General features: G+C 58.0%; 18 protein-coding genes, 1 tRNA gene and 1 pseudogene. 13 read left to right on the top strand and 7 right to left on the bottom strand.

The features are described 5' to 3' along the window. Positions 1 to 465: a zinc ribbon domain-containing protein gene (locus tag B5E67_RS00725; RefSeq protein ID WP_087249536.1), complete on the top strand. Its 465-nt coding sequence runs from the start codon at positions 1 to 3 to the stop codon at positions 463 to 465. A 93-nt stretch (positions 466 to 558) separates the two neighbouring features. Here B5E67_RS00725 and B5E67_RS00720 read toward each other — a convergent pair whose 3' ends face one another. Both B5E67_RS00720 and B5E67_RS00715 read right to left on the bottom strand, forming a co-directional pair. Further along, the gene (locus B5E67_RS00720; RefSeq protein ID WP_087381816.1) at positions 559 to 1,074 is read right to left on the bottom strand and encodes an adenylate kinase; all 516 of its coding nucleotides are present in this window, start codon (positions 1,072 to 1,074) and stop codon (positions 559 to 561) included. A 241-nt stretch (positions 1,075 to 1,315) separates the two neighbouring features. After that, positions 1,316 to 2,341: an alpha-hydroxy-acid oxidizing protein gene (locus B5E67_RS00715; RefSeq protein ID WP_087381813.1), complete on the bottom strand. Its 1,026-nt coding sequence runs from the start codon at positions 2,339 to 2,341 to the stop codon at positions 1,316 to 1,318. Between the two features lie 208 nt (positions 2,342 to 2,549). Here B5E67_RS00715 and B5E67_RS00710 point away from each other — a divergent pair. The 5 genes from B5E67_RS00710 to B5E67_RS00690 all read left to right on the top strand — a co-directional run bounded on the left by B5E67_RS00710 (position 2,550) and on the right by B5E67_RS00690 (position 7,211). Beyond that, positions 2,550 to 2,640, top strand: a tRNA-Ser gene (locus B5E67_RS00710). A 560-nt stretch (positions 2,641 to 3,200) separates the two neighbouring features. Continuing rightward, on the top strand, positions 3,201 to 3,626 hold the full coding sequence (locus B5E67_RS00705) for a hypothetical protein (RefSeq protein WP_087381811.1): 426 nt from the start codon (positions 3,201 to 3,203) through the stop codon (positions 3,624 to 3,626). Between the two features lie 218 nt (positions 3,627 to 3,844). Further along, positions 3,845 to 4,882 carry a hypothetical protein gene (locus B5E67_RS00700; protein WP_087381808.1) on the top strand — a complete coding sequence of 346 codons (1,038 nt, stop codon included), beginning with the start codon at positions 3,845 to 3,847 and terminating at the stop codon, positions 4,880 to 4,882. Next, positions 4,879 to 6,054 (top strand): MBL fold metallo-hydrolase, encoded by a 1,176-nt coding sequence (locus tag B5E67_RS00695; protein WP_087381805.1) that lies wholly within the window; start codon positions 4,879 to 4,881, stop codon positions 6,052 to 6,054. The genes B5E67_RS00700 and B5E67_RS00695 overlap by 4 nt, the downstream gene beginning before the upstream one ends. Next, positions 6,051 to 7,211 carry an ADP-ribosylglycohydrolase family protein gene (locus B5E67_RS00690; protein WP_087381802.1) on the top strand — a complete coding sequence of 387 codons (1,161 nt, stop codon included), beginning with the start codon at positions 6,051 to 6,053 and terminating at the stop codon, positions 7,209 to 7,211. The genes B5E67_RS00695 and B5E67_RS00690 overlap by 4 nt, the downstream gene beginning before the upstream one ends. Positions 7,212 to 7,463: 252 nt before the next feature. Here B5E67_RS00690 and B5E67_RS00685 read toward each other — a convergent pair whose 3' ends face one another. After that, positions 7,464 to 8,870, bottom strand: coding sequence for a DUF6076 domain-containing protein (locus B5E67_RS00685; RefSeq protein ID WP_087381800.1), 1,407 nt, complete (start codon positions 8,868 to 8,870; stop codon positions 7,464 to 7,466). A gap of 145 nt (positions 8,871 to 9,015) precedes the next feature. Between B5E67_RS00685 and B5E67_RS00680 the strand changes: the two genes are divergently transcribed. From B5E67_RS00680 to B5E67_RS00660, 5 genes are all read left to right on the top strand, one after another. Then, on the top strand, positions 9,016 to 9,996 hold the full coding sequence (locus B5E67_RS00680) for an AAA family ATPase (RefSeq protein ID WP_087381797.1): 981 nt from the start codon (positions 9,016 to 9,018) through the stop codon (positions 9,994 to 9,996). Between the two features lie 186 nt (positions 9,997 to 10,182). After that, positions 10,183 to 10,500: a plasmid mobilization relaxosome protein MobC gene (locus B5E67_RS00675; protein WP_087381795.1), complete on the top strand. Its 318-nt coding sequence runs from the start codon at positions 10,183 to 10,185 to the stop codon at positions 10,498 to 10,500. Between the two features lies 1 nt (position 10,501). Then, positions 10,502 to 11,869 carry a relaxase/mobilization nuclease domain-containing protein gene (locus B5E67_RS00670; protein ID WP_087381792.1) on the top strand — a complete coding sequence of 456 codons (1,368 nt, stop codon included), beginning with the start codon at positions 10,502 to 10,504 and terminating at the stop codon, positions 11,867 to 11,869. A 36-nt stretch (positions 11,870 to 11,905) separates the two neighbouring features. Beyond that, a complete protein-coding gene (locus B5E67_RS00665) occupies positions 11,906 to 12,190 on the top strand; it encodes a hypothetical protein (RefSeq protein WP_087381790.1) in 285 nt (94 codons plus the stop codon). Between the two features lie 84 nt (positions 12,191 to 12,274). Next, complete coding sequence (locus tag B5E67_RS00660; RefSeq protein WP_087381787.1) at positions 12,275 to 13,963, top strand: recombinase family protein; 1,689 nt, start codon at positions 12,275 to 12,277, stop codon at positions 13,961 to 13,963. Between the two features lie 327 nt (positions 13,964 to 14,290). On the opposite strand, the gene B5E67_RS00655 is transcribed toward B5E67_RS00660, so the two are convergent. The 4 genes and pseudogenes from B5E67_RS00655 to B5E67_RS00640 all read right to left on the bottom strand — a co-directional run bounded on the left by B5E67_RS00655 (position 14,291) and on the right by B5E67_RS00640 (position 18,251). Next, a complete protein-coding gene (locus tag B5E67_RS00655; protein ID WP_087381784.1) occupies positions 14,291 to 14,719 on the bottom strand; it encodes a PRD domain-containing protein in 429 nt (142 codons plus the stop codon). A 12-nt stretch (positions 14,720 to 14,731) separates the two neighbouring features. Then, on the bottom strand, positions 14,732 to 15,748 hold the full coding sequence (locus tag B5E67_RS00650; protein ID WP_087381779.1) for a helix-turn-helix domain-containing protein: 1,017 nt from the start codon (positions 15,746 to 15,748) through the stop codon (positions 14,732 to 14,734). 90 nt (positions 15,749 to 15,838) lie between these two features. After that, positions 15,839 to 16,963 (bottom strand): PTS transporter subunit EIIC, encoded by a 1,125-nt coding sequence (locus B5E67_RS00645; protein WP_242956691.1) that lies wholly within the window; start codon positions 16,961 to 16,963, stop codon positions 15,839 to 15,841. 154 nt (positions 16,964 to 17,117) lie between these two features. Further along, positions 17,118 to 18,251: pseudogene (locus tag B5E67_RS00640) on the bottom strand (glycoside hydrolase family 32 protein). A 186-nt stretch (positions 18,252 to 18,437) separates the two neighbouring features. Here B5E67_RS00640 and B5E67_RS16070 point away from each other — a divergent pair. Together B5E67_RS16070 and B5E67_RS16065 are read left to right on the top strand one after the other, a co-directional pair. After that, positions 18,438 to 19,409 carry a beta-galactosidase gene (locus B5E67_RS16070; RefSeq protein WP_343286504.1) on the top strand — a complete coding sequence of 324 codons (972 nt, stop codon included), beginning with the start codon at positions 18,438 to 18,440 and terminating at the stop codon, positions 19,407 to 19,409. After that, a complete protein-coding gene (locus B5E67_RS16065; RefSeq protein WP_343286503.1) occupies positions 19,319 to 20,104 on the top strand; it encodes a beta-galactosidase trimerization domain-containing protein in 786 nt (261 codons plus the stop codon). Before B5E67_RS16070 ends, B5E67_RS16065 begins: the two co-directional genes overlap by 91 nt. The last annotated feature ends 513 nt before the right edge of the window (positions 20,105 to 20,617 follow it).

The raw sequence follows: 20,617 nt of genomic DNA, 5'->3' as shown, positions 1-20,617 counted from the left end.
ATGGAGACCAAAGAGATTATCCTGGAGCTGCGGACCAGGCACGGTTTGACGCAGGAAGATCTTGCAGAAAAATTGTATGTAACCCGCCAGGCTGTTTCCCGGTGGGAGACCGGAGAAACCCTCCCCAACACAGAAACACTCAAGCGGTTGTCCATGTTGTTTGATGTTTCGATCAACACCCTTTTAGGCTCACCGCAAAAGCTGATTTGCCAGTGCTGCGGTATGCCGCTGGACGACAGCTGCATCAGCCGGGAACCAGATGGTTCTTTCAATGAAGCCTATTGCAAGTGGTGCTACACCGACGGAAAATTCGCTTACACAAGTCTCGCGGAACTGACAAATTATCTGGTAGAGCACATGTCCAACGAATCCTGGCCTCCGGAGCAGGCCAGAGCCTTTTTTGAAGTTCAGTTGGCAAAACTGCCCTACTGGCAAGACCGGCAGACCGGCCACTCCGAGCCTTAAAACAGCCCAAACGCCCCTTTGTGCGGCCAAACAGGCCTGCAAAGGGGCGTTTTTATTTACCCTACCCAGAGTACAGCCGTTTTTCGTCGAAGATCATTCCAAGTCGATGTTTATGTCGTACTTGTCGTCGATCAGCACAACATTCAGATGATGCTTTTGGGCGCTCTCCCGAAAATATGCGTGATCCTTCAAAACGCTTTCCAGTGTGCATCCTTGGTCGTCCAAGCGTTTTTCCATGACGTTCGCATATTCTTGGATGCTGGCAAAATGGGTTTTGATATAGGTCTCACTCATGACCAGGCAATAATACCGGATTTGGTCGAGATATGCCTTTTCAAAATCTTTCGCCCAGTCGAACGGAATGTAACAGCCTTCCACAATGAGGTTTTGCTGATTTTCTATGGCCGTTTTCACGATCTCACGCACAACCGGCCACAAATAACCCGTAAGGGCGTCGTCATCCTCCGGGGTCAGGCGGGTGTAGCCGCTGCGAATAAGGCCCATTTTCAGATGATCCATAGACAAATAAGGGAATTTATATTTTTCCAGGAGCTTCTGGGCCAGCAGGGTTTTCCCTGTATGGGACGGACCTGTTATCAATACAATCATCTGTTTCGTCTCCCTCTGCCTCTGTTCCCTGTGTGCCGTCCAGGGCGGGGGCTGTCGCTTTGTTTGGTCCACATTGGCTTTCCGCCGGCTGCCTCCGACATGTTCCGATTCCATTATAAAGAGAGAGCCTGTCCTCTGCAACAAGCCCTTTTAAACTTCTCGCTCAGAACAAAGGATACAAAAAGACCGCCGCAGGGTCCGGGACCATGCAGCGGCCTTGAAAGACAGTCGATCTGAAAACTTATTTGCAGATACGGACCATGTCGGGGGTGATTTCGGCCGGCGTGTGGGCACCGCACATCTGCATGGCGTCGGCCAGCTCGCCGGCGATCTTCTCGATGTAGAGGCGGACGCCCTCCTCGCCGCCGCCATAGACTGCGGTCACAAAGGGACGGGCGATCAGGACGCCCTTGGCGCCCAGAGCCAGAGCCTTAAAGACATCGGTGCCGGTGCGGATGCCGCCATCTACCAGAACGGCCGTATTGCTGCCATGGAGCGCGGCCACGATTTCGGGCAGGACCTCTGCCGTAGCGGGGCATTGATCCAGCACACGGCCGCCGTGGTTGGACACCACGATGGCTGCTGCGCCGGCCTCCTGGGCCTTGAGGGCGCCCTTGACGGTCATAACGCCCTTGACGATAAAGGGACGGTTGAGGATTCCCACAATCTCCCGCAGCTCGGCCACGCTCTTGCTGCCGGCCGGCGGATTGCGGTTCTTCAGGAAGGGCAGGCCGGCGGCGTCCACATCCATCGCCACCGCAAAGCAATTGCTGGCGCGGGCCAGATCCATCTTGGTACGGATGGTGTCGATGTCCCAGGGCTTGATGGTAGGCACGCCACAGCCGTCCGCCGCGCCGATGGCGCGGGTGGCCATCTCCATCACGTTGGGGTCGGTGCCGTCGCCGGTAAAGGCCGCAATCCCGTTGGCGGCGCAGGCACGGACCAGCACATCATTATAGGTCATATCGTTGTAGGCCTTAGAGTAGTGGAGGTTCACTGCACCCACCGGCCCCGCAAAGAAGGGATAGCGGAACGTCCGGCCAAACAACTCACAGGTGGTATCCTGCCCGCCGCCCGGGCAGAGCGTATCCATATTCAGCCGGATATCCGCCCACTTTTCATAATTGCGAATGGCCGTATCCCCTACCCCTTTGGCTCCCGGGCCGGGAATGCGGTTTCTGCAGGCCACGCCATTGCAGATGGGGCAGGCTTTGCAGGTTTCGCCCAGGCACTGCCGGGCCTGGTTCAGAACATCCGTATACGTCATGGAACATCCTCCTTTATTGCCATTCGGGGCGGCAAAAACGCCCCTCTTGTCTCTGGCTCCATGATACGCCCGACGGCCTGCAACGTCAAGATAAAAAAGGGCCCAAATTTTTTTCAAAAAACCCTTGACAAATCCCGTCAATTCAGGTATTATAGTGGAGCGCTCGGGAGACACGGAAACACAGAGCGGCAAACACAAAAGAATATGTGGAAAGATGGCTGAGTTGGTCTAAGGCGCACGACTGGAAATCGTGTAACGTGTAAAAGCGTTCTGGGGTTCGAATCCCCATCTTTCCGCCAGAAAAACCTCGCAAAACCGAAGGGGTAAGCCCCATAGGTACACAATGTGAACCTATGGGGCTTAATGCCGTGTATGGGGGGAAGAGTGATTTTGTGGAACAGATTCCACAAAATCACTCTTAATACATCAAAGGGCATCATCTTCTTGTACAAATAAAAGTAATCTAAAATGCTTATACAAGTAATCACACAATTGCATTGCAACACCATCTTCCATTTTATTTCATAATTCTTTCTTGCTTCAGATTGATGTGCTTGATAATATCAAATTGTTCTCACAAGAACTTCCTTCCATCGTCTGACATTCAGAACTTTTCGGTGCATTCCCCGCCAATTTATAATAACACATACACCAAAATCAACCACACGGAGCCCTGACAAAAACCCCAGGTCGGGCCGGTATTGCCGGTCAGACTTGGGGCCTTCTTTCGCCTTGTGGCCATTAGCGTATTTGCCAAGTGAAGTGTACAGGCTCATGGTAGAACGCCCGCAAATTACTCTTGACTGGATCTTGCTTTTCAATTATAATTTATACATCAGTTAATTTGATGGGTGTATATATGGCTTTTTCTGTTTGCATGATTGCGGAGCAGGTGGAGGCCCGGTTCTCCGACTGTTACCGCCATTTCAAAGAATTCCAGGAGTCCCCAGACTACCGCCCCTACTGGGACAAGTGTATGGAGGCAGTGCGGAATCGGGAACTGCTTTCCCACATCATCTTCTGCAATGACCTGCTGCGCATCCCGCCGGTCAAAACTTTTCTGCTATACTACGCGCAAGACTTCATCCGCATGACCGGCCGAGAGGACGCAGCCCTGGAGCCATTTGTGAAAAAGGCCATCGGCGCCTTCTGGGGGATGGTGTTCAAGTTCGTCCTGGGCTACCGGGATCAGGAGAGCGTGTCCATTTCTCTGAATCAACGGTTTTTTGTGCGGACAGCTACCTGTTTCCAAAATCCGGTTCAGTCGGTAAAATTGGAGGGATAGTATGGCGATTCTTACCTCAACCCAAAGCCGCCAGTGTGCTACCTGCGCCTTTTGGGGAGGCTCCCGGAGGGCCCAGGGGCAGAGCGTGGCCTATGTGGGAAGCGGTGTCTGCCGGAGTCCAAAGGCTTTGAAAAACGGACAGGCCATGCCGGGAAATTTTACTGGGCACTGTCCGCAGTATACGCATTGGACGGGAAAATAGAGAGAGGAATGCCGATATGACAGAAGGACAAATCAGAAAAAGGATCACTGCCAGCTTCAACGAAGTCTCTCATGGCGCAAGGCTTACCACGGGGATCTCCTTCCTGCCCGGAGATGCGGAGGACGCTGTAAAACTTGTCCTGAATGCCAGCGCCATTGGGAAAGCGCCTAAAGATCATCTCAATATGCAGGAGGGATCTGCGGCTTTTGAGGCGTGGGCACTGTTAATCCATACCCACTGCGGTTTTTGTGTTCAACTGGGTGCGGCAGAGGACGCTTTTCCTCTTGCGCCGCCTTACCACGGCCATTATGGCCGTTTCCTGTATCGGGCCATGAAATTCTCAGAGCAGTACAGCGGCTGGTTTTCTCTGTCAGATCCCTTGAAAGCCTGCGTAAATGCGTTCCGGGTGTGGCTATGCGGAAGAAAATTCTGCAACAACTACCCCACTAAAAAACCCAAGGCCGGCACCTCCCTGGAATACCAAGTAGAAACGGCATTTGCGGAGTGTAAATATGGAAAGGAGAAGCTGACCAGCCTTTCTGCGCAGAGCGGTATTTTGCTTGAAAAAGACTCGATTTACCATCAGCTCCCTGTAGGACTTTTCGAGGGAGAGAAGCGCCAAGAGAACAGTGTATTCACCTATGGAAAATCCGCCATTGACCTGTGGGGTCTTACAGCGGATGGTATTGCAATTTATGAGTTGAAAGCCCGTAACCGTATGGTGGGAATTCTGACAGAGCTGATGTTCTACGCCAATTATATGTACGATTTGTATGTGCCCCGGAATACGATACAGCCTATGCCTGCGGAAGATCAAAAGGGACGAAAAATCACGGATACCGGCATCTTGCGGGGTTATAACAGCCTATACGACGGTTATTGCAATGGCCGGTTTACAACCATCCATGCCGCTATGCTGACAGACGAGCTTCACCCTCTCATCACACCGGACGTGATAGAGTTGATGAATACAGGGCATTCCTCGATCCGGTATTATGATCTTCGCTATGTACTCAGGCAGGACAACTGCCCCTGTATTTCGGGGCACATATGATGACCCTGGAAGTCCTGCGCGGCTTGAACCAGATCGGCGGAAATCTGATCCAGGTGACCTGCGGCGGCACGAAGATCCTGCTGGACGCCGGGGAGACGCTGGAGGGGGATGCGGCCATCCCGCCCCAGGCCGCCTGGCTGACGGAAAGCGGCGGCTGCGACGCGGTCTTTCTTACCCACACCCACCGGGATCACATGGGCCTGGCGGAGCAGGCCCACCCAGACATCCCCCTCTACCTGGGCCGCCGGGCCTGGGAGGTACTGCGGGCGGCCAATGACTACTTGGGCCGAAAAACGCTGAATCCGGCCGGATTTCTGGAACACGGGAAGCCCATCCGGGTGGGTGCGCTGACCGTTACGCCTTACCTGTGCGACCACTCCGCCTTTGACAGCTACATGCTCCACGTGGAGGGCGGCGGGAAGTCCCTGCTGTACACCGGGGACTTCCGGGGCCACGGGCGCAAGTCCTTTCCCTCTCTTTTGCGGCAGCTGCCGAAGCGGGTGGATTTTCTGGTATGTGAGGGAACCAATCTCTCCCGCCAAGGTCAGGAGGTCTGGAGCGAAAAGGAGCTGGAGGATCGAGCTGCGGCTCTGATGAAGCAATGCCGAGGGCCGGCCTTTGTCTTGCAGGCCGCCACGAATCTGGATCGTCTGGTGACCTTTTATCGGGCGGCCAAGCGGAGTAGCCGCATCTTTCTGGAGGATCTGTATCAGGCGGAAGTGGCTGCCGCCGCCGGGCCCAGCATCCCCCAGCCGGGCCGTTTTTCTGATGTGCGGGTATTTCTGCCATCCAGCGTATCGGCGGAGAGCACACGCTATCAGCGGTTTTGCAGCTATGGAAGCGCCAGGATCAGCCGTACCCACATCCCGGCAGACAGCGTGATCTGTATCCGGCCCTCCATGTGGAAATGGATGGAAAAGCTGGGGCAGCGCCTCCCCCTTGCGGGCAGTGTACTGTTTTATTCCCTGTGGAGCGGCTATCGGGAGAGGCCGGAGATGTCCGAGTTCCTGTCCTGGTGTGGGGAAATGGGGATCAAAGAGGTGACGCTCCACAGCAGCGGTCACGCTGCGCCGGAAGAGATCTGGCAGCTGCTGGATCAGGTTCATCCAAAGGAAATCATTGCCGTTCACACCCTTTGTCCGGACTGGTTTGAGAAGGAGGATACCACATGAAACACTTGGATCGATACCGCGGCTGTCTGCTGGGTGGCGCGGCGGGGGACGCCCTGGGCTATCCGGTAGAGTTCCTCTCTTTGACAGATATTCGGGAGCGGTATGGGCCCGCCGGTATCACAAGCTATACCCTGCAAAACGGCGTGGCCCAGATCTCTGATGATACCCAGATGACCCTTTTCACCGCCAACGGTCTGTTATTCTCAGAGACCCGTCGGCGGATCGGCGCACCGGGCGGCGGCTCTGTTGCAGGCACGGTGGCCGCCTGTTATCGGGACTGGCTGAAAACCCAGCGGGAGCCCTTTTGCCCGGGAGCGCACGATCACACCGCTTGGATCATGAACGTCCCGGAGCTGTATCAGCGCCGGGCTCCGGGCAATACCTGCCTGGATGCGATTGCCCAGGGAGCCAAGGGGACGATGGAACGGCCCATCAATCGGAGCAAAGGCTGCGGCGGCATCATGCGGGTGGCGCCGGCTGGGCTCTGGCTGGCGAAGCCGGACGGCGCCGGACGGTTGGCCGCCCAGTTGGCCGCGCTCACCCACGGACACGAACTGGGATACATCCCCGCCGGAGTTCTGGGCTACAGCATCAGTGCCCTGGTTCACGGGGAGACGGATTCTGTTCTGGAGGCAGTGCAAAACGGTATGGATTGGGCGGCCCGGCAGTTTGCCGGTACCCCGCATCTCCCGGAACTGATCGATCTGGTAAATGAAGCCGTTCGCCTGTCCGAGAAGGACGTGGAGGGCACCGATGCGATCCGGGAATTGGGTGAGGGCTGGGTGGCGGAGGAGACGCTGGCCATTGCCGTTTATTGTGCTGTGAAGCATGAAAATGACTTCGACCGGGCTATGGCCGCGGCGGTGAATCACGACGGGGACAGCGATTCCACCGGAGCGGTGACAGGGAACCTGCTGGGAGCACGGCTGGGCCTTGCGGGCATCCCGCCCAAATACCTTGAGCATCTGGAATTAAAATCTGTGGTCCTGGAGTTGGCGGATGACCTGTGCCAGGGTGTGCCTCCCTCCTATGGGAAGCAGTTTCCGCCTTTGATCCACGTAGCGGGAATGCCGGTACCAGAGCCAGAACCGGAAACACCGGAGTTGGCCCTTTGGGACGCTAAGTATAATACTGCGACTTACATACCGAAAATGTAGACTGACGCATTTTCTGACGGGAAATACCACGGAGCGTTTGGCTTGCTGAAAAAGTGAGCCAAACACTATTGGAAAACCAAATTCCCGTTGTATTGTTGCTATGTACCTCCAACTGTTCCTCTACAAAGTTTGCTCTGTAAACAGGAACACTATGTGAATGATCGCCTGGGACTGGAGAAAGATTCCGTCCCAGGCGATTATTCTAATAGCTTCGTTCAATTCGTTGACAACGCACTAAAATGGTAGCAAGTGTCAGTTGTTCGTACTTGAGTTTTCTTCCGGCCACACAGTCTCCATGGAGATCTTGGCCGTCTCAGCGATCAAACGTTTCATGAGCTCCACCTGTGGATCAGGCTCGCAAGGGGAAAACATCGCTTCCAGCTCCTTGGCGTGGACCTTGGGGTCCACTGGGTCCTCCACGCCGTAGCGGTCGTGGAGGCTGGCGTGTCCGCCCCGCGCCTTTCGGATCTGCTCCTCGGCGGTGATCATGGTCCAGGAGGGAGCATCCGCTGACAAATCCAGGTACAGCATGTCCGTGAACCGCTTGCCGGGAACGAAGTCCATATCTCTTTTGATGTAGTCCCGCCAGGGCGTCTGGCCGGGCGCGGGGAATGTGTCCCGCGCGGCTTGATAGCCGTCCAGTTCCCCGTCCACGTCGATCCGCCGCAGGAATTCCTCGGCGGAGATACCGCCCGCCTGATATGCTTTCTTTGCCTCCCGCGCTCCGTCCAGCCACGCCTCATACTGTGTTCTGCCGAAGGGGATCAGGTGGTTTTCCCCTCCCGGATCCGCCAGCTCCAGCCGGTTGGCCCGTTCCTCCAGTCGCCGTCGCAGACGCTCATAGGCCGCCAGCGCCTCGTCCGTATCCGCCCGGAACCGGCGCATACGCCTGGCCCCATCCTGCTTGCAGGGCTTCCCGTCCATCTCCCCGTAACAATACCGGGACTCCGCCTCGGTCCTGGGCACAAAATACCGCCAGCAGTTCTCACAGCGGGCGACCCGCCGCCGATCCTGCTGAAAGTAGAGAGACAGCTCCGCCAGGCAGAGCTCATACAGATCGTCCAGGGCATATTCCCTGACTGTGCCCACGGGAGCGCCGGACGGCTCCGGCAAAAAGCGGATGGGGAACGCCCGGTCGATCAGGCCCGGCCAGGTATCCTCCAGCACGCGGAAACGGTCTTGTTGAGTCCCGCGCTCGAAGTCTGCAAAGCCGATCTCAAACAGGTTTCTCAGCCGGTTCTGGATAAAATATGGATGGCGCAGCGCGTTGAGGACAGCCAAAGCCTTCCGGGATGGGAAGATGGGCTTGCCGTCATACAGCATCTTTGTGGCGGGGCCCAGGTGGCGCAGAACGTCCCAATACGCCACGGGCGCGATCTCCGAGAGTTGTTTCGCCAGGGGGAGCGCCTGCCGCGCGAAGTCCACATAGTCCTCGTAGGGCACTTCAAGGCGCTCTTCAAACACGTCGTGCTCTTCCCACAGACGCTCCACGGAGGCCCGATAGGCGGAGAAATCAAAGTTCACGAAGGAGACCAGCTCCTCGGCGGGTGACTGTCCCCGCAGGCGCGTCTCCCGGCCGTCCAGCCAAACCAAGATCAATTCAACGGCATCCCCGGCATCTGTCAGAAGATAGATGCCGGGTTTTCTTTTTCTGTCCATGAGCCGCCTCCCTTCCGTCGCATCGACTTTTTCAAAAAATCGGAAAGTTCCTTTCCCATGTAAGTTTTCCTTTTCTGATTTTATCATGAAAACGGCGGGAAGGGAATGGTCGCTTTCGCGAACACACAGGAAAGGATGTGAGGAAATGAAACCTGATTTGAAGCTCATTTCCATGGGCGAGATCAGAGCAGAGGAGGTGAAATGGCTCTGGTATCCGTATCTCCCGCGAGGGAAACTGACCATCGTCCAGGGCGATCCCGGCGAGGGCAAAACCACCTTCGTGCTGGCGGTGATTGCCGCCCTGACCCGGGGTGAGGCCCTGCCGGAGAGCGAGCAGGCGCTGGAGCCGCTGAACGTGATCTACCAGACGGCGGAGGACGGGCTGGCGGATACCATCAAGCCACGGCTGGACGCCGCCGGCGCAGACTGTTCCCGGGTGCTGGTCATCGACGAGAGCCAGCGGGAGCTGACCCTCTGTGACTACCGGCTGGAGCTGGCGATCAGCAGAACCGGGGCGGGACTGGTGGTGCTGGACCCCATCCAGGCATACCTGGGGGACGGTGTGGACATGCACCGGGCCAACGAGGTGCGTCCCGTTCTGAAACGAGTGGCGGCCATGGCGGAGCGTACCGGATGTGCCGTGATCCTCATCGGGCACATGAACAAGGCCCAGGGGCTGAAGGCCGGTTACCGGGGCCTGGGATCCATCGACTTCCGGGCCGCCGCCCGGAGCGTGCTGGTGGTGGGGCGGTTGAAAGAGGACCCGACGGTGCGTGTGGTTGCTCAGGACAAGAACAGCCTTGCTCCCGAGGGAAAGTCCATCGCCTTCCTGCTGGACGGGAAGCACGGCTTCCAGTGGAAGGGAGCCTGCGACCTGTCGGTGGACGATGTGCTCAGCGGCGGCGGGAGGTTCCAGACCAAGACCACCCAGATGGAGGAGGAGCTGGAGCGGATGCTCACGGAGGCCATGCCCGCCGAGGCCGTGCTGAGCCGGGCCAGAGAGCTGGGAGTGTCGGAGCGCACCCTGATGATCGCCAAGAAAAACCTGGGTGTCATTTCGGAGAAGCGGGGCGGCCAGTGGTACTGGCGTCTGCCGGAGCAAGGCTGTAAGGATGTAACAACCTAAGGGCTTTGCACCCTTGCATTCTTTCTTCTCTGCGGATCACTGCCACAGGAAAACGGTGGCCCCGCCGGGGAACGGATTCCTCCCTTTTGGGAGGGCAAGCATCGCGTCCGGCTATACGCCGGCCACAGTTCCGGGGCGTTGCCCCGAACCCCGGTTTTCGCGGGGAGCTATGAGGAAGGAGTCTTAATGCAGAGAGAAAAGAAAACGGAGATTATCACCCTTCGAGTAACACCGCAGACCAAAGACCGCATCCGGGCCAAGGCCCAAGAACTAAGTCTGACCGTCACCGACTACCTGTGCCTGTGCGGTCTGGGGAAGAAGATTGTCCGGGTAGATGGTTTGGACAAAGTGCTGTCCGAACTAAAAGCCCAAGGTCGGAATCTCAACCAGCTCACCACCCTGGCCAACATGGGCAAGATCACCGTGGTGTACGGGGACAAGCTGGCGGAGAGCTACGCCCAGATCAATGAGCAGCTCCGCCAGCTGGTGCGGGAGGTGACCTGAGATGGCCACCTTCACCGCTGTCAAGAACCGGGGCGGAGGCCGGGGCGCTCTGGGCGGCGTGCTGCGCTATACCCAGCAGGACGAAAAGACGCTGTGGGACGGGCGGCGGCTGGTGAGTGGATGGAACTGCACTGCCCAGTCCGCCCTCTCTGAGATGCTGCTCACCAAGGAGCGGCATCGGAAAACGGACGGGCGGCAGTACTACCACTTCGTCCAGTCCTTTGCGGAAACGGACGACCTGACACCCCAGGAGGCCCACGCCATTGCTCTGGAGCTGGCCCGGCGGGAGTTCCCAGATTTCGAGGTGCTGGTGGCCACCCACATCGACACCGACCATCTGCACAGCCACCTGATCGTCAACAGCGTCTCTTTCCAAGACGGCAAGAAACTCCACCAGAGCGCCGCCGACTTGCAGGCCCACCGGCTGGCCAGCGACGAGATCTGCGCCGCCCACGGCCTGGAGATATTGCCGCCGCCCCAGAAACAGGTCAAGCAGAAACGGATGGGCACCCGGGAATACCGCTCCGCCGCCAAGGGCGAGAGCTGGAAGTTCCGGCTGATGAACACCATCGACCAGTGTATGCGGTACGCCGAAACCCGCGAGGAGTTCCTCTCCCTGATGGAGAGCGAGGGGTATCAGGTGCGGTGGACGGACAACCGGAAGAACATCACCTACACCACGCCGGAGGGCATGAAGTGCCGGGATGACCGGCTCCACGAAACAAAATACACCAAGGAGGTCATGGAGCGTGAATTCCGATTCCGGGCAGAAATTATCTCTGGAGGAGTTGAAACAGCGGAATCGGGCATCGGCCCCATCCGTACCAGTCGCGCCGCCAGACACCCCAACGAGGCAGGACTGGGACGATCTGCTGGCGGCGCTCACAGCCCTGTACCGGCTGGAGAGCACCAACAGCGACCGGCTGGAGCGCCTGGAGGCCAGCGTCGGCCCACAGGAGGCCCTGTTTCGGGCGTTGAGCCGGCAGGTGGGGCAGCTCCCCACCCAGTCCCAGCTGGAGGCGCTGGCGGGGGATGTGGCCCAAATGAGGGCAGAGCTGAAACAGGCTGGGAAAAAGAGAGAGCGGCACTTTTCTATGCCCAAGCCGCACCTGCCCTACATCCCCTGGAGCAGCCTGCTGCTGGGGTTGACGGCCCTGGTGCTGACTGGGGGCGTGTTGTGGGCGGTCTGGTTCAGTTGGGAAAAACTCTGGAACATGATGCACACGCTGCTCCCGTGAGAGACACCACCACCGCACACCAGCATGGCGACAGAAAAGCCCTCCGCAAAGAGAGGGAAAAGAAGATCGCCCTTGGCCATAAGGAGGACGATCATGAGGAAGAACCAACTTGGCAACAGACCATGAGCTGAGGCCAACCGTTCCCTGATATGGGAAGAAAGGCGAATATGAAAAAAGATTATGAAGTATATCGGGATACCGGTGTTCTGGGCGGCTATCACCCGGAGATGGCAATACTGCAGGAGCAGCGCGGCGGAGAAGTTATGACTACATTTCGGGACACCAATTACCAGCAGCGGGAGGATCACCTGGAGAGCCAGCGGGAGATGCTCATCCGTGGGAAAGTGTTCCATGTGACCTCCATATTTCCCAACCAAGCCGTAGCGACGCCCACGGACAAGCTGCTCTCCCTCATCGACGCGGAGTTTGCGGATCAGGGCCACAGCGCCTGATGTTTCAGTAGACTTGGGGGAGCCGGTGGGGTATACTGTCCCTACCCCATACCGGCTTGCCCCAAAAGAAGGAGGTTACAGAATATGGCAAGCCAAAAATACAACATCCTCTATGGCCGGCTCAGTCAGGAGGACGAGCGGCAGGGGGAGTCCAATTCCATCCACAACCAAAAGCTGTTTCTGGAAAAGTACGCGGCGGACAATGGATTCGAGAATACCCTGTTCCTGTCCGATGACGGATACTCCGGGACCAACTTCGAGCGGCCCGCATGGAAGAAGATCGTGGAGATGATCGAGAACGGCGAGGTGGAGACACTGATCGTCAAGGATCTCAGCCGCCTGGGACGGGAGTACCTGCAGGTGGGCCAGCTGACGGAACTCTACTTCCCAGAGAAGGGCGTCCGGTTCATCGCGGTCAATGACAGCGTGGACTCCCTGGTGGAGAGCAGCAACGACTTCAACCCCATCCGCAACTGGGCCAACGAGCTCCATGCCAAGGACACCAGCAAAAAGGTGCGGGCCATCAAGAAGATGCAGGCGGAGCGCGGGGAGCGGCTGGGCGGCCGGCCTCCCTACGGGTATAGGAAGAAAAGCCCTGACAGCAAAGAACTCATTCCGGATGAAGAAGCGGCAGCTGTAGTCCGGCGCATCTTCGACTTATGTGCCTCCGGCAAAGGCCCCAACCAGATTGCCCGCATCCTTGCGGCGGATCAGGTTCTGACGCCGACAAATTATTACTACAGGAAAACCGGAAAATCCCACAAGGGGCTGGATACCACCCGTCCATACGCATGGTGCAGCAGCACGGTCACGGGTATCCTGGACAGCAAGGTCTACCTGGGGCATATGCCCGGCCTGCGCGCCTCTTCTCTGTCCTACAAGAATAAAAAGATCGTCCGAAGGCCGGAGAGCGAGCAGGTGCTGGTGGAGCATACCCACGAACCGCTGATATCCCAGGAACAGTGGGACATCGTGCAGGATGTCCGCAAGCACAAAAAGCGCATTCCCAAGCACATGGACGAGCCAAATCTGTTCGCCGGTCTCGTGTTCTGCGTCGACTGTGGAAAGCCTATGGTACTGCACAGGGCCAGTTCCATGTCCAAGTCCAGCTACAACTTCAAGTGCTACACCTATGGCAAGCGGGGAAAAGCGGAGTGTTCTCCCCACCACATCCGGGAAGAAGAGCTGATCCAAATCGTACTGGATGATCTGCGCAGGGTGACCCACTTCGCCAGGATGAAGGAGCGGCAGTTCGCGGAGTACATCAACCAGAAGAACACGCTGGAGCTGCGGCGGGAGATCGACTGGGTACAGAAGGAGCTGAACACCATGCGCCGCAGGAACGGAGAACTGAGCGCTCTGTTCAAGCGGCTCTACGAGGACAATGTACTGGGGCGGGTGACCAACGAGCAGTTCCGGATGCTCTCCGCCGACTACAACGCCGAGCAGAAGGAGCTGGAGTCGGCCATCCCCGCGAAGGAGGAGCAGTTGGAGAGGCTGAAAGCCGCGGTCGCCAATGTGGACGCCTTCATCGAGAAGGCCAAGCAGTACACCGCCATTGACCATCTGACACCGGAACTGCTGAGGCTGTTCATCCAGCGCATCGAAGTGGGGGAGCGAACAAAGAAGTATTCCCGCTCCGCCGGCCAGAGCATCCGGATCGTGTATCGGGACATCGGTACGCTGGACAGTCCGATGCAAGCGGGAGAAACCGCGCCGCGCATGGCGCCGCCGATCACAAGTAAAGAAGAACTCATCAGGATGCTGGCATAAACGGCACCGGAGAGGGCGGAAACCCGCCCTCCCCAGCACAAACAAGGTGAGGTCATATTGTGTCCCTATGAACGCTATCAGAAAGGTTCTGCGAGGTTTTTGTTTTATCCGTTTTGAAACCGCCGGGCTTGTCCCGTCAGCTCTGCTTTTTGAGCTGTGTTATCCGGGCGGGGGTATATGGCCTTCCCTGCCCTGAAAAAAATTTTTTGCCCGAATCTCAAACAGGCCAAAAAGCAAAAGACCGGTTCCGCCCTGAATACACCATGGACGGGACCGGTTTCTCTGGATGTTCTGCACCGCACCGGGGCTTCCCTGGCTGCGGATGTCTTATTCCGTGTGCGTGTTCTTCAGCAGGTAATCCTGGATTTTCTTCAGCTGGGTCTCTTTCAAAAGGTAGTCCACATAGAAAATCTTGGTCTTTTCGGGCAGGCGGACATTGTAGATCCGGGAGGGGGAAATCAGGATATCCACGGGCAGAGGGTCCCTGCGGTATTCGTTCAAAGAGCTGATCCCCAGAATGCGGATTCCATCCCCGCAGTACTGGGTGATCTGCCGGACCATATTGTCGGCGATCCCCTCCCCCAGATCGCAGAGAACCAGTGCACTGAGTTTGCGGCTGGAGTAGGCCCGGAGGTAAATGGCCAGGTAGGAAATCTCGTGGACGTTGGCCGCCGCCCCGTACCGCTTTTCAAGGACGCCGTTGATTTTGCGGGCCATGTCCATCTCCCGGCCGTACCGGTTGGACACGTCCTGCAAAATGGTGTTGGTCTAGAAATAGCCCCCCTGTATCCGCAGGATCATTTTCTGGATATGGACCGACAGCTTGCCGCAGAGCTCCTCGTTGCGGCGGTATTCGGTGCCGAATTCCTGGTCCACCGCCGCCAGGAACTCCCTGGTTACCTCTATATATTCCCCGGGAGCGGCATCGTCTTTGCCGAGGGTATACAAAATCCGTCTGGCCCGCAGGCATTCTGTCAGATAGGCCTTATCCCGGGCAGAGAGGGTGTAGCCGGCCTTTTCCACCCATTCAGCCAGCGCATCGACGCAGGGGCAGGAATCGGGTGTTTCCTGCTCATCCAGCACAAACCCCTTCTGAGACCGCATCAGAGTGACAAAGAGGTCCAGCGCAAACCCTTCCACCGACTTGTCAATCAGCCGGCACCCCTGTGCCGCCAAAATATCGGGCAGGCCCCGGTACAAGGTCATATAATCCTCATAGGGACCGGCCCCAAAGAGAAACGTCATCAGCCGTTCCATCATAATGGAGCCAAAGGTGGAGTAATTGATGAACTGAGCCAGGGCGTGCCGCTTTTCCGCCTCACTGCCGCTGATCCACATGCCGCGGGTTCCGGTTTCCAGCCGGAGGCCGGGATACCAGGTCAATGTATCCTGGATCTGCTTTTTGGTGTGGAGAACCGCTGTGTTGGAGGCACAGAGTTTCTCCGCCGCCCGCTGGATGGAAACCGGCTCCCGCCGGAAAAACAGCCAGGCAAACCCAAAGAGAAACCGCTCTCTGGACGTCTCGGGCAGGACCATCCGCTTGCTCTGGCGGATCATGCCGTCCAGATAGTTCTGGATGGCGGCCTTATCGCTGCTTTTGACACAGTAGCCGCCCCCGCTGCCCGAGTGTATCGAGACCTTTTCTTTCCGCAGCATTTCATTGAGCTCGCTGATCTCGCTGCGCAGGGTCCGCTGACCGATGGAGAGTTTCTCCATCAGTTCCTGCGAAGAAAGATTTTCGTTCTCGACGATTGCCCGTAGCAACCGGATTTTTCGGCTGTACATGTTCTCCCCCGTTTCCGCGGCAGCCCACGACCCCAGCCCCCGCGCAGCCCCTTGGTCTGGGGCCGGCGCAGGGGCCGGGGTCTTGTTCCGTTATGCGGCTGCGTCCTGATTCTTCATTCCAAAGATATATGTTAGCGCAAACGCCACGGCAAATGCAATACCATTGATCAAAATGTAGAGGGGCAGCTGTTTATTCAGGTAGAGCAGCATGCCGGGGATGCCGGTCACCGACATGCCGGTACCCTGCAGGCCAAACAGCGCCGAAAGCCAGCCGCCGACACCGCCGCCCACACAGCCCCAGACAAAGGGGCTGACCAGACGGAGGTTGACGCCAAAGATAGCGGGCTCGGTGATGCCCAGCAGGCCCGACACAGCGGACGGATAGGCCAGAGACTTCATCTTGACCGATTTGGTCTTGACCGCCACCGCCATGGCGGCGCCGGCCTGGGCCACGATGCCGCAGGAACCCACCGGGTTGACGGGGTTCCAGCCGGTCTTGGACAGCATCTCAATTTCCACCAGGTTGAGGGCATGATGGACACCGGTGATGACAATCACCTGGCACAGGGCGCCCCAGATCAGGCCGCCCACCCCAAAGGGCAGCTGGAACAGGAAGGACACGACGTCCACCAGCGCCATCTCCACCGAGTGGAACACCGGACCCACTGCAAACAGTCCCAGGCACAGCGAAAGCAGAACCGTCACAAAGGGGGTGACAATCAGGTCCAGCGCGTTGGGCACATGGTCATGCAGCCACTGCTCGATTTTGGACCCCAAAAAGCCCACAATGAACGCCGGCAGCACCGAGCTCTGGTACCCGTTCACCTTGATAAAGCCAAAGAACAGCAGCGGCTCGGCGTTGCCTTCTGCCACGTCCCAGGACGTGGGCAGAATGTTGTGGACCAGCATCAGGCCCACCACAATGCCGATGACCGGAGAGCCGCCGAACTTTTTGAAGGCGGACCAGCAGACCAGAACCGGCAAGAAACTGAACGCCGTATCGGTCAGAATCTGGGTGAAGGAGAGGAAATTCTGGGGGATGGAATCGGTGGTGAGGCCCAGCATCGCCAGGAGATCCGGCTGGGTCAGGAAACCCCGCAGGCCTATGAACAGGCCGGTGGCCACCATAACCGGGATGATGGGCACGAACACATCGGCAAACACCCGCACCAGGCGCTGGGCTGCGTTTCCATTCTGTGCCGCAGCGGCGGCCAAGTTGACACCCTGATGTTTTCCTGCGAAACAATATGAATCCTTGTGTCTGCCCCGAAATACGCCTTGCAGGTGAAGGTCGTTTCACCGTGGTTGACAAAGAGCTCCGCGGTGGACTGATCCAGATAGATCCGAAGCGCATCCAGCCGGGCCAGACTCAGGTGTTTTTCATCGTATCCCTCCCCGTTCCATTTTTTCGCATAACCTGCATCGTCCGGCTTTCCGGCCGATAGCAAAGTTTCAGCACCGAACCAAAATCAAAGGTGACGGCCTGGCTGCCCAGGCCCTCGGCGGACAGTTCCAGACTGGCCGTTCCGCGGTCGATCACAGCGGCGCCGGCACATTCGGTCCGCCGTTCCTGCCGACGAAGCTGCTTCAATTCCTCTGCGGGCCACTGGCAAAGCGCGCCGCCGCAGACAAACAGTTCCCGCGGGATGGTCAGGCTGTGGAGCCAGCCCTCCCGGACAGGTGGCTGGCTGAGCTGATAGTCTTTCTCCCCCGACCCGAGCCATCCAAACAGCAGGCAGCGGCCGCTCTCATCCACAAAGGTCTGCGGGGCATAGAAATCCAGCCCCTCGTCCAGCAGGGCGGCGGGACCTTTTGTTTCAAACCGTCCCCGGGAATAGTCCATCCGCCCCGGCAGCACCAGCGGGACGGTTCCCTGTTCGGACTGTCTGCTGACCAGCAGAAACTCCTGTCCGTCCACTTCCACCAGATCCGGGCACTCGCACATGTAACCCATTTTCAGCCCGGGACCCAGCACACTGCCCATCCAGTCCCAGTGCAGCAAATCATCCGACCGGAAAAGCGCGGCGTTCCCCTTGAGCTCCTGAGTCTGAGCCCCTACCAGCATCCACCAGTGGTCCCCTTTTCGCCATACTTTGGGGTCACGGAAATGCGGGGTGTAGGCCGCAGGCTTCAAAACCACCGGTCCCAGTTTCACAAACCGCCGGCCGTCCCGGGAGACGGCGGCACACTGATAGGACTCCCGGCCGCCCTCGGCATCCCGGACATTTCCGGTATAAAAGAGGTAGTACTGTCCGCCGGCCGCAAGGCCGGAACCGGAATAGCAGCCATCTTTTTCATACCACTGGACCGGCTCCAGGGTGCTGCCCTAGTCGGTCCAGTGCAACAGGTCTTTGGAAACGCAGTGCCGCCACTGCTTTTTGCCCTGCGGGGTCACTTCGGGCAGCCACTGATAAAACACGTGGAACTCGCCCCGGAACTGGGCCAGACCATTGGGATCGTTGAGAAATCCGTGGTCTGGCGAAATATGATACACCGGCTTCATGCACCTTCGCTCCTTTCTCTTAGGACGCCCCCATTTTACAACAAAACCCAACGAAACAAAATTCATTTTTTGCCTTGCCCCTGTGCAGAAAGAGGGATGCTTTCTGCGGTCCAAAGGGTTGCCGAATGGCGCCGGACACCGTATACTCAAAGTACCCACTTACACAGGAAAGAAAGGACCCACCTTATGGAAAGACAGAGTATATCCAATCAATTCATTTATGGCGGAGACTACAACCCCGAGCAATGGCTGGACCGCCCGGATATTCTGGCCCGGGACCTGGAAATGATGCAGAAAGCCCGGATCAACACCGTCACACTGGGGGTGTTCTCCTGGTCCACTCTGGAACCGGAGGAAGGGGTGTTCCGGCTGGAATGGCTGAAAGAGATGGTGGACAACCTCTACGCCCACGGAATCCGGGTGATTCTCGCCACGCCGTCCGGCGCACGTCCCCGCTGGCTGGCTGAAAAATACCCGGAGGTTCTCCGAGTCCGGGAGAACCGGGTCCGCAGCCTATACGGAGAGCGGCACAACCACTGCTACACCTCTCCCGTCTACCGTCAGAAAGTACGGATCATCAACCAGAAACTGGCCCAGACCTTTAAGGATCATCCGGCGGTCATCCTCTGGCACATCTCCAATGAATACAGCGGCGAATGCCACTGCCCCCTCTGCCAGGCCGCCTTCCGCCGCTGGCTGAAACAGCGCTATCAGACCATCGACGCCTTGAATCACGCCTGGTGGACCACCTTCTGGAGCCATACCTATACCTCGTTTGAGCAGGTGGAGAGTCCCTCCACCCTGGGCGACAGCGGACTGCACGGCTTGTCTCTGGACTGGATGCGGTTTGTAACCGCCCAGACCACCGATTTCATGTGTGAGGAGATTCGTGCTCTCCGCCAGGCGGGCGCAACCCAGCCGGTGACCACCAATACGGCGGAGAGGATACCCGGGTTTTCCGGGAGGCCACCCAGACCGGGCAGGCCCTGCAGGCACTGGCCTGCGTCGCCGGCAGTCAGGTATCCGCCCAGGCGGCGGTGCTCTGGGACACCGAAAGTCGCTGGGCCATGGAGCGGGCCCGCGGCCCGCGGAACGAGGGTCTGTTCTACCACGAGGCGGTCTTTAAGTCCTATCAGGCCCTGCGGAAGTGCGGGTTGAATGTGGACCTGGTCCAGGTGGAACAGCCGCTGGACGGCTACCGTCTGGTGGTGGTCCCCATGCTCTATATGTTCCGGGCCGGGATTGAAGAGCGGCTGCGCCAGTTCGTCCAAAACGGCGGCACCCTCGTCATGACCTATTGGAGCGGCATTGTCAACGAAAGCGACCTGTGCCATCTGGGCGGGACGCCTCACGGCCTGACTGATCTGCTGGGCCTACGCAGCGAGGAAATCGACGCCCTGTGCACCGGTGAGGTTCATCACTTTACGGCTGGCCCCGGGGCCCCTCTGTACACCTGCAGAAACCTGTGTGACCTGGTGCGGCTCCAGGGCGCCCAGCCCCTCATGACCTATACCGACGACTTCTACAAGGGATATCCCGCCCTCACCGTCCACTCCTATGGCAAAGGCACGGCCTACTACCTCTGCACCGATGCCGAGGAGGCATTCTACAATGATTTCTACCGGGAAATGGTGTCCCGGACAGGCCTCTCGCCCATCCTGCCCCATCTGCCCGAAGGACTCGAAGTGTCCAGCCGGCAGGATTCGGAAAACGAGTATATTTTCGTTCAGAATTTCACCGACGAGGCCATTGCGCTTCCGGCCCCGGCAGACGCAGCACTTCTCTTCGGCGACTTTTCCGAGGGTAAAGTGCAGGGCTGCTCCACGGTGGTGTTCCGGCGGAAACAGTCCTAACATTCCCCTGCAAAAACCGTTCCTTCATCTGATCCGCGCGGTCTTTCCTATGGAGAAGAACGGCGTGTGACGCCGCCCATCTTTCTCTTTGACTGCATCCCGGCCTGACAAAAAAGCCCTGCGGAATTCCGCGGGGCTTTTGGTTTTCGAGCGATTCTGTTTTGAAGCCCACCGGGCCCTTTGCCCCAGTGGACAGAATGGATCGTTTTTTCTCTCCCTTTTTCCCTGAATTTGTGCTATAATGACTGACAATACCACCTTTTTCGCAGCCTTGCACAGGCTGCTCTGCTCCACCGTAGGGGAACTGTCAGGAACGTTCGTCCGGTCCTCTCAGGCGGCATGGGTTTTGCTGCCGGTCCCGATGGTTCCAGCCGGAGGTGCTTCCCGCGCTGCGGACGGCGTTTTCGGCAAGCAATGCCTACGGGCGCGGCAGAAACAGCGGCTTCAAACTTCCCTGGATGCAGCAAAACCCGGGGTTATGGCGGAATCATGTGCCCGATCAAAGAGAAAGAA

Source organism: Faecalibacterium sp. An122, assembly GCF_002160895.1.
In the GTDB taxonomy this organism is placed as follows: domain Bacteria; phylum Bacillota; class Clostridia; order Oscillospirales; family Ruminococcaceae; genus Faecalibacterium.
Note: the sequence above shows the minus strand (reverse complement) of the source record. Positions and strands in the feature narration are given on the sequence as shown.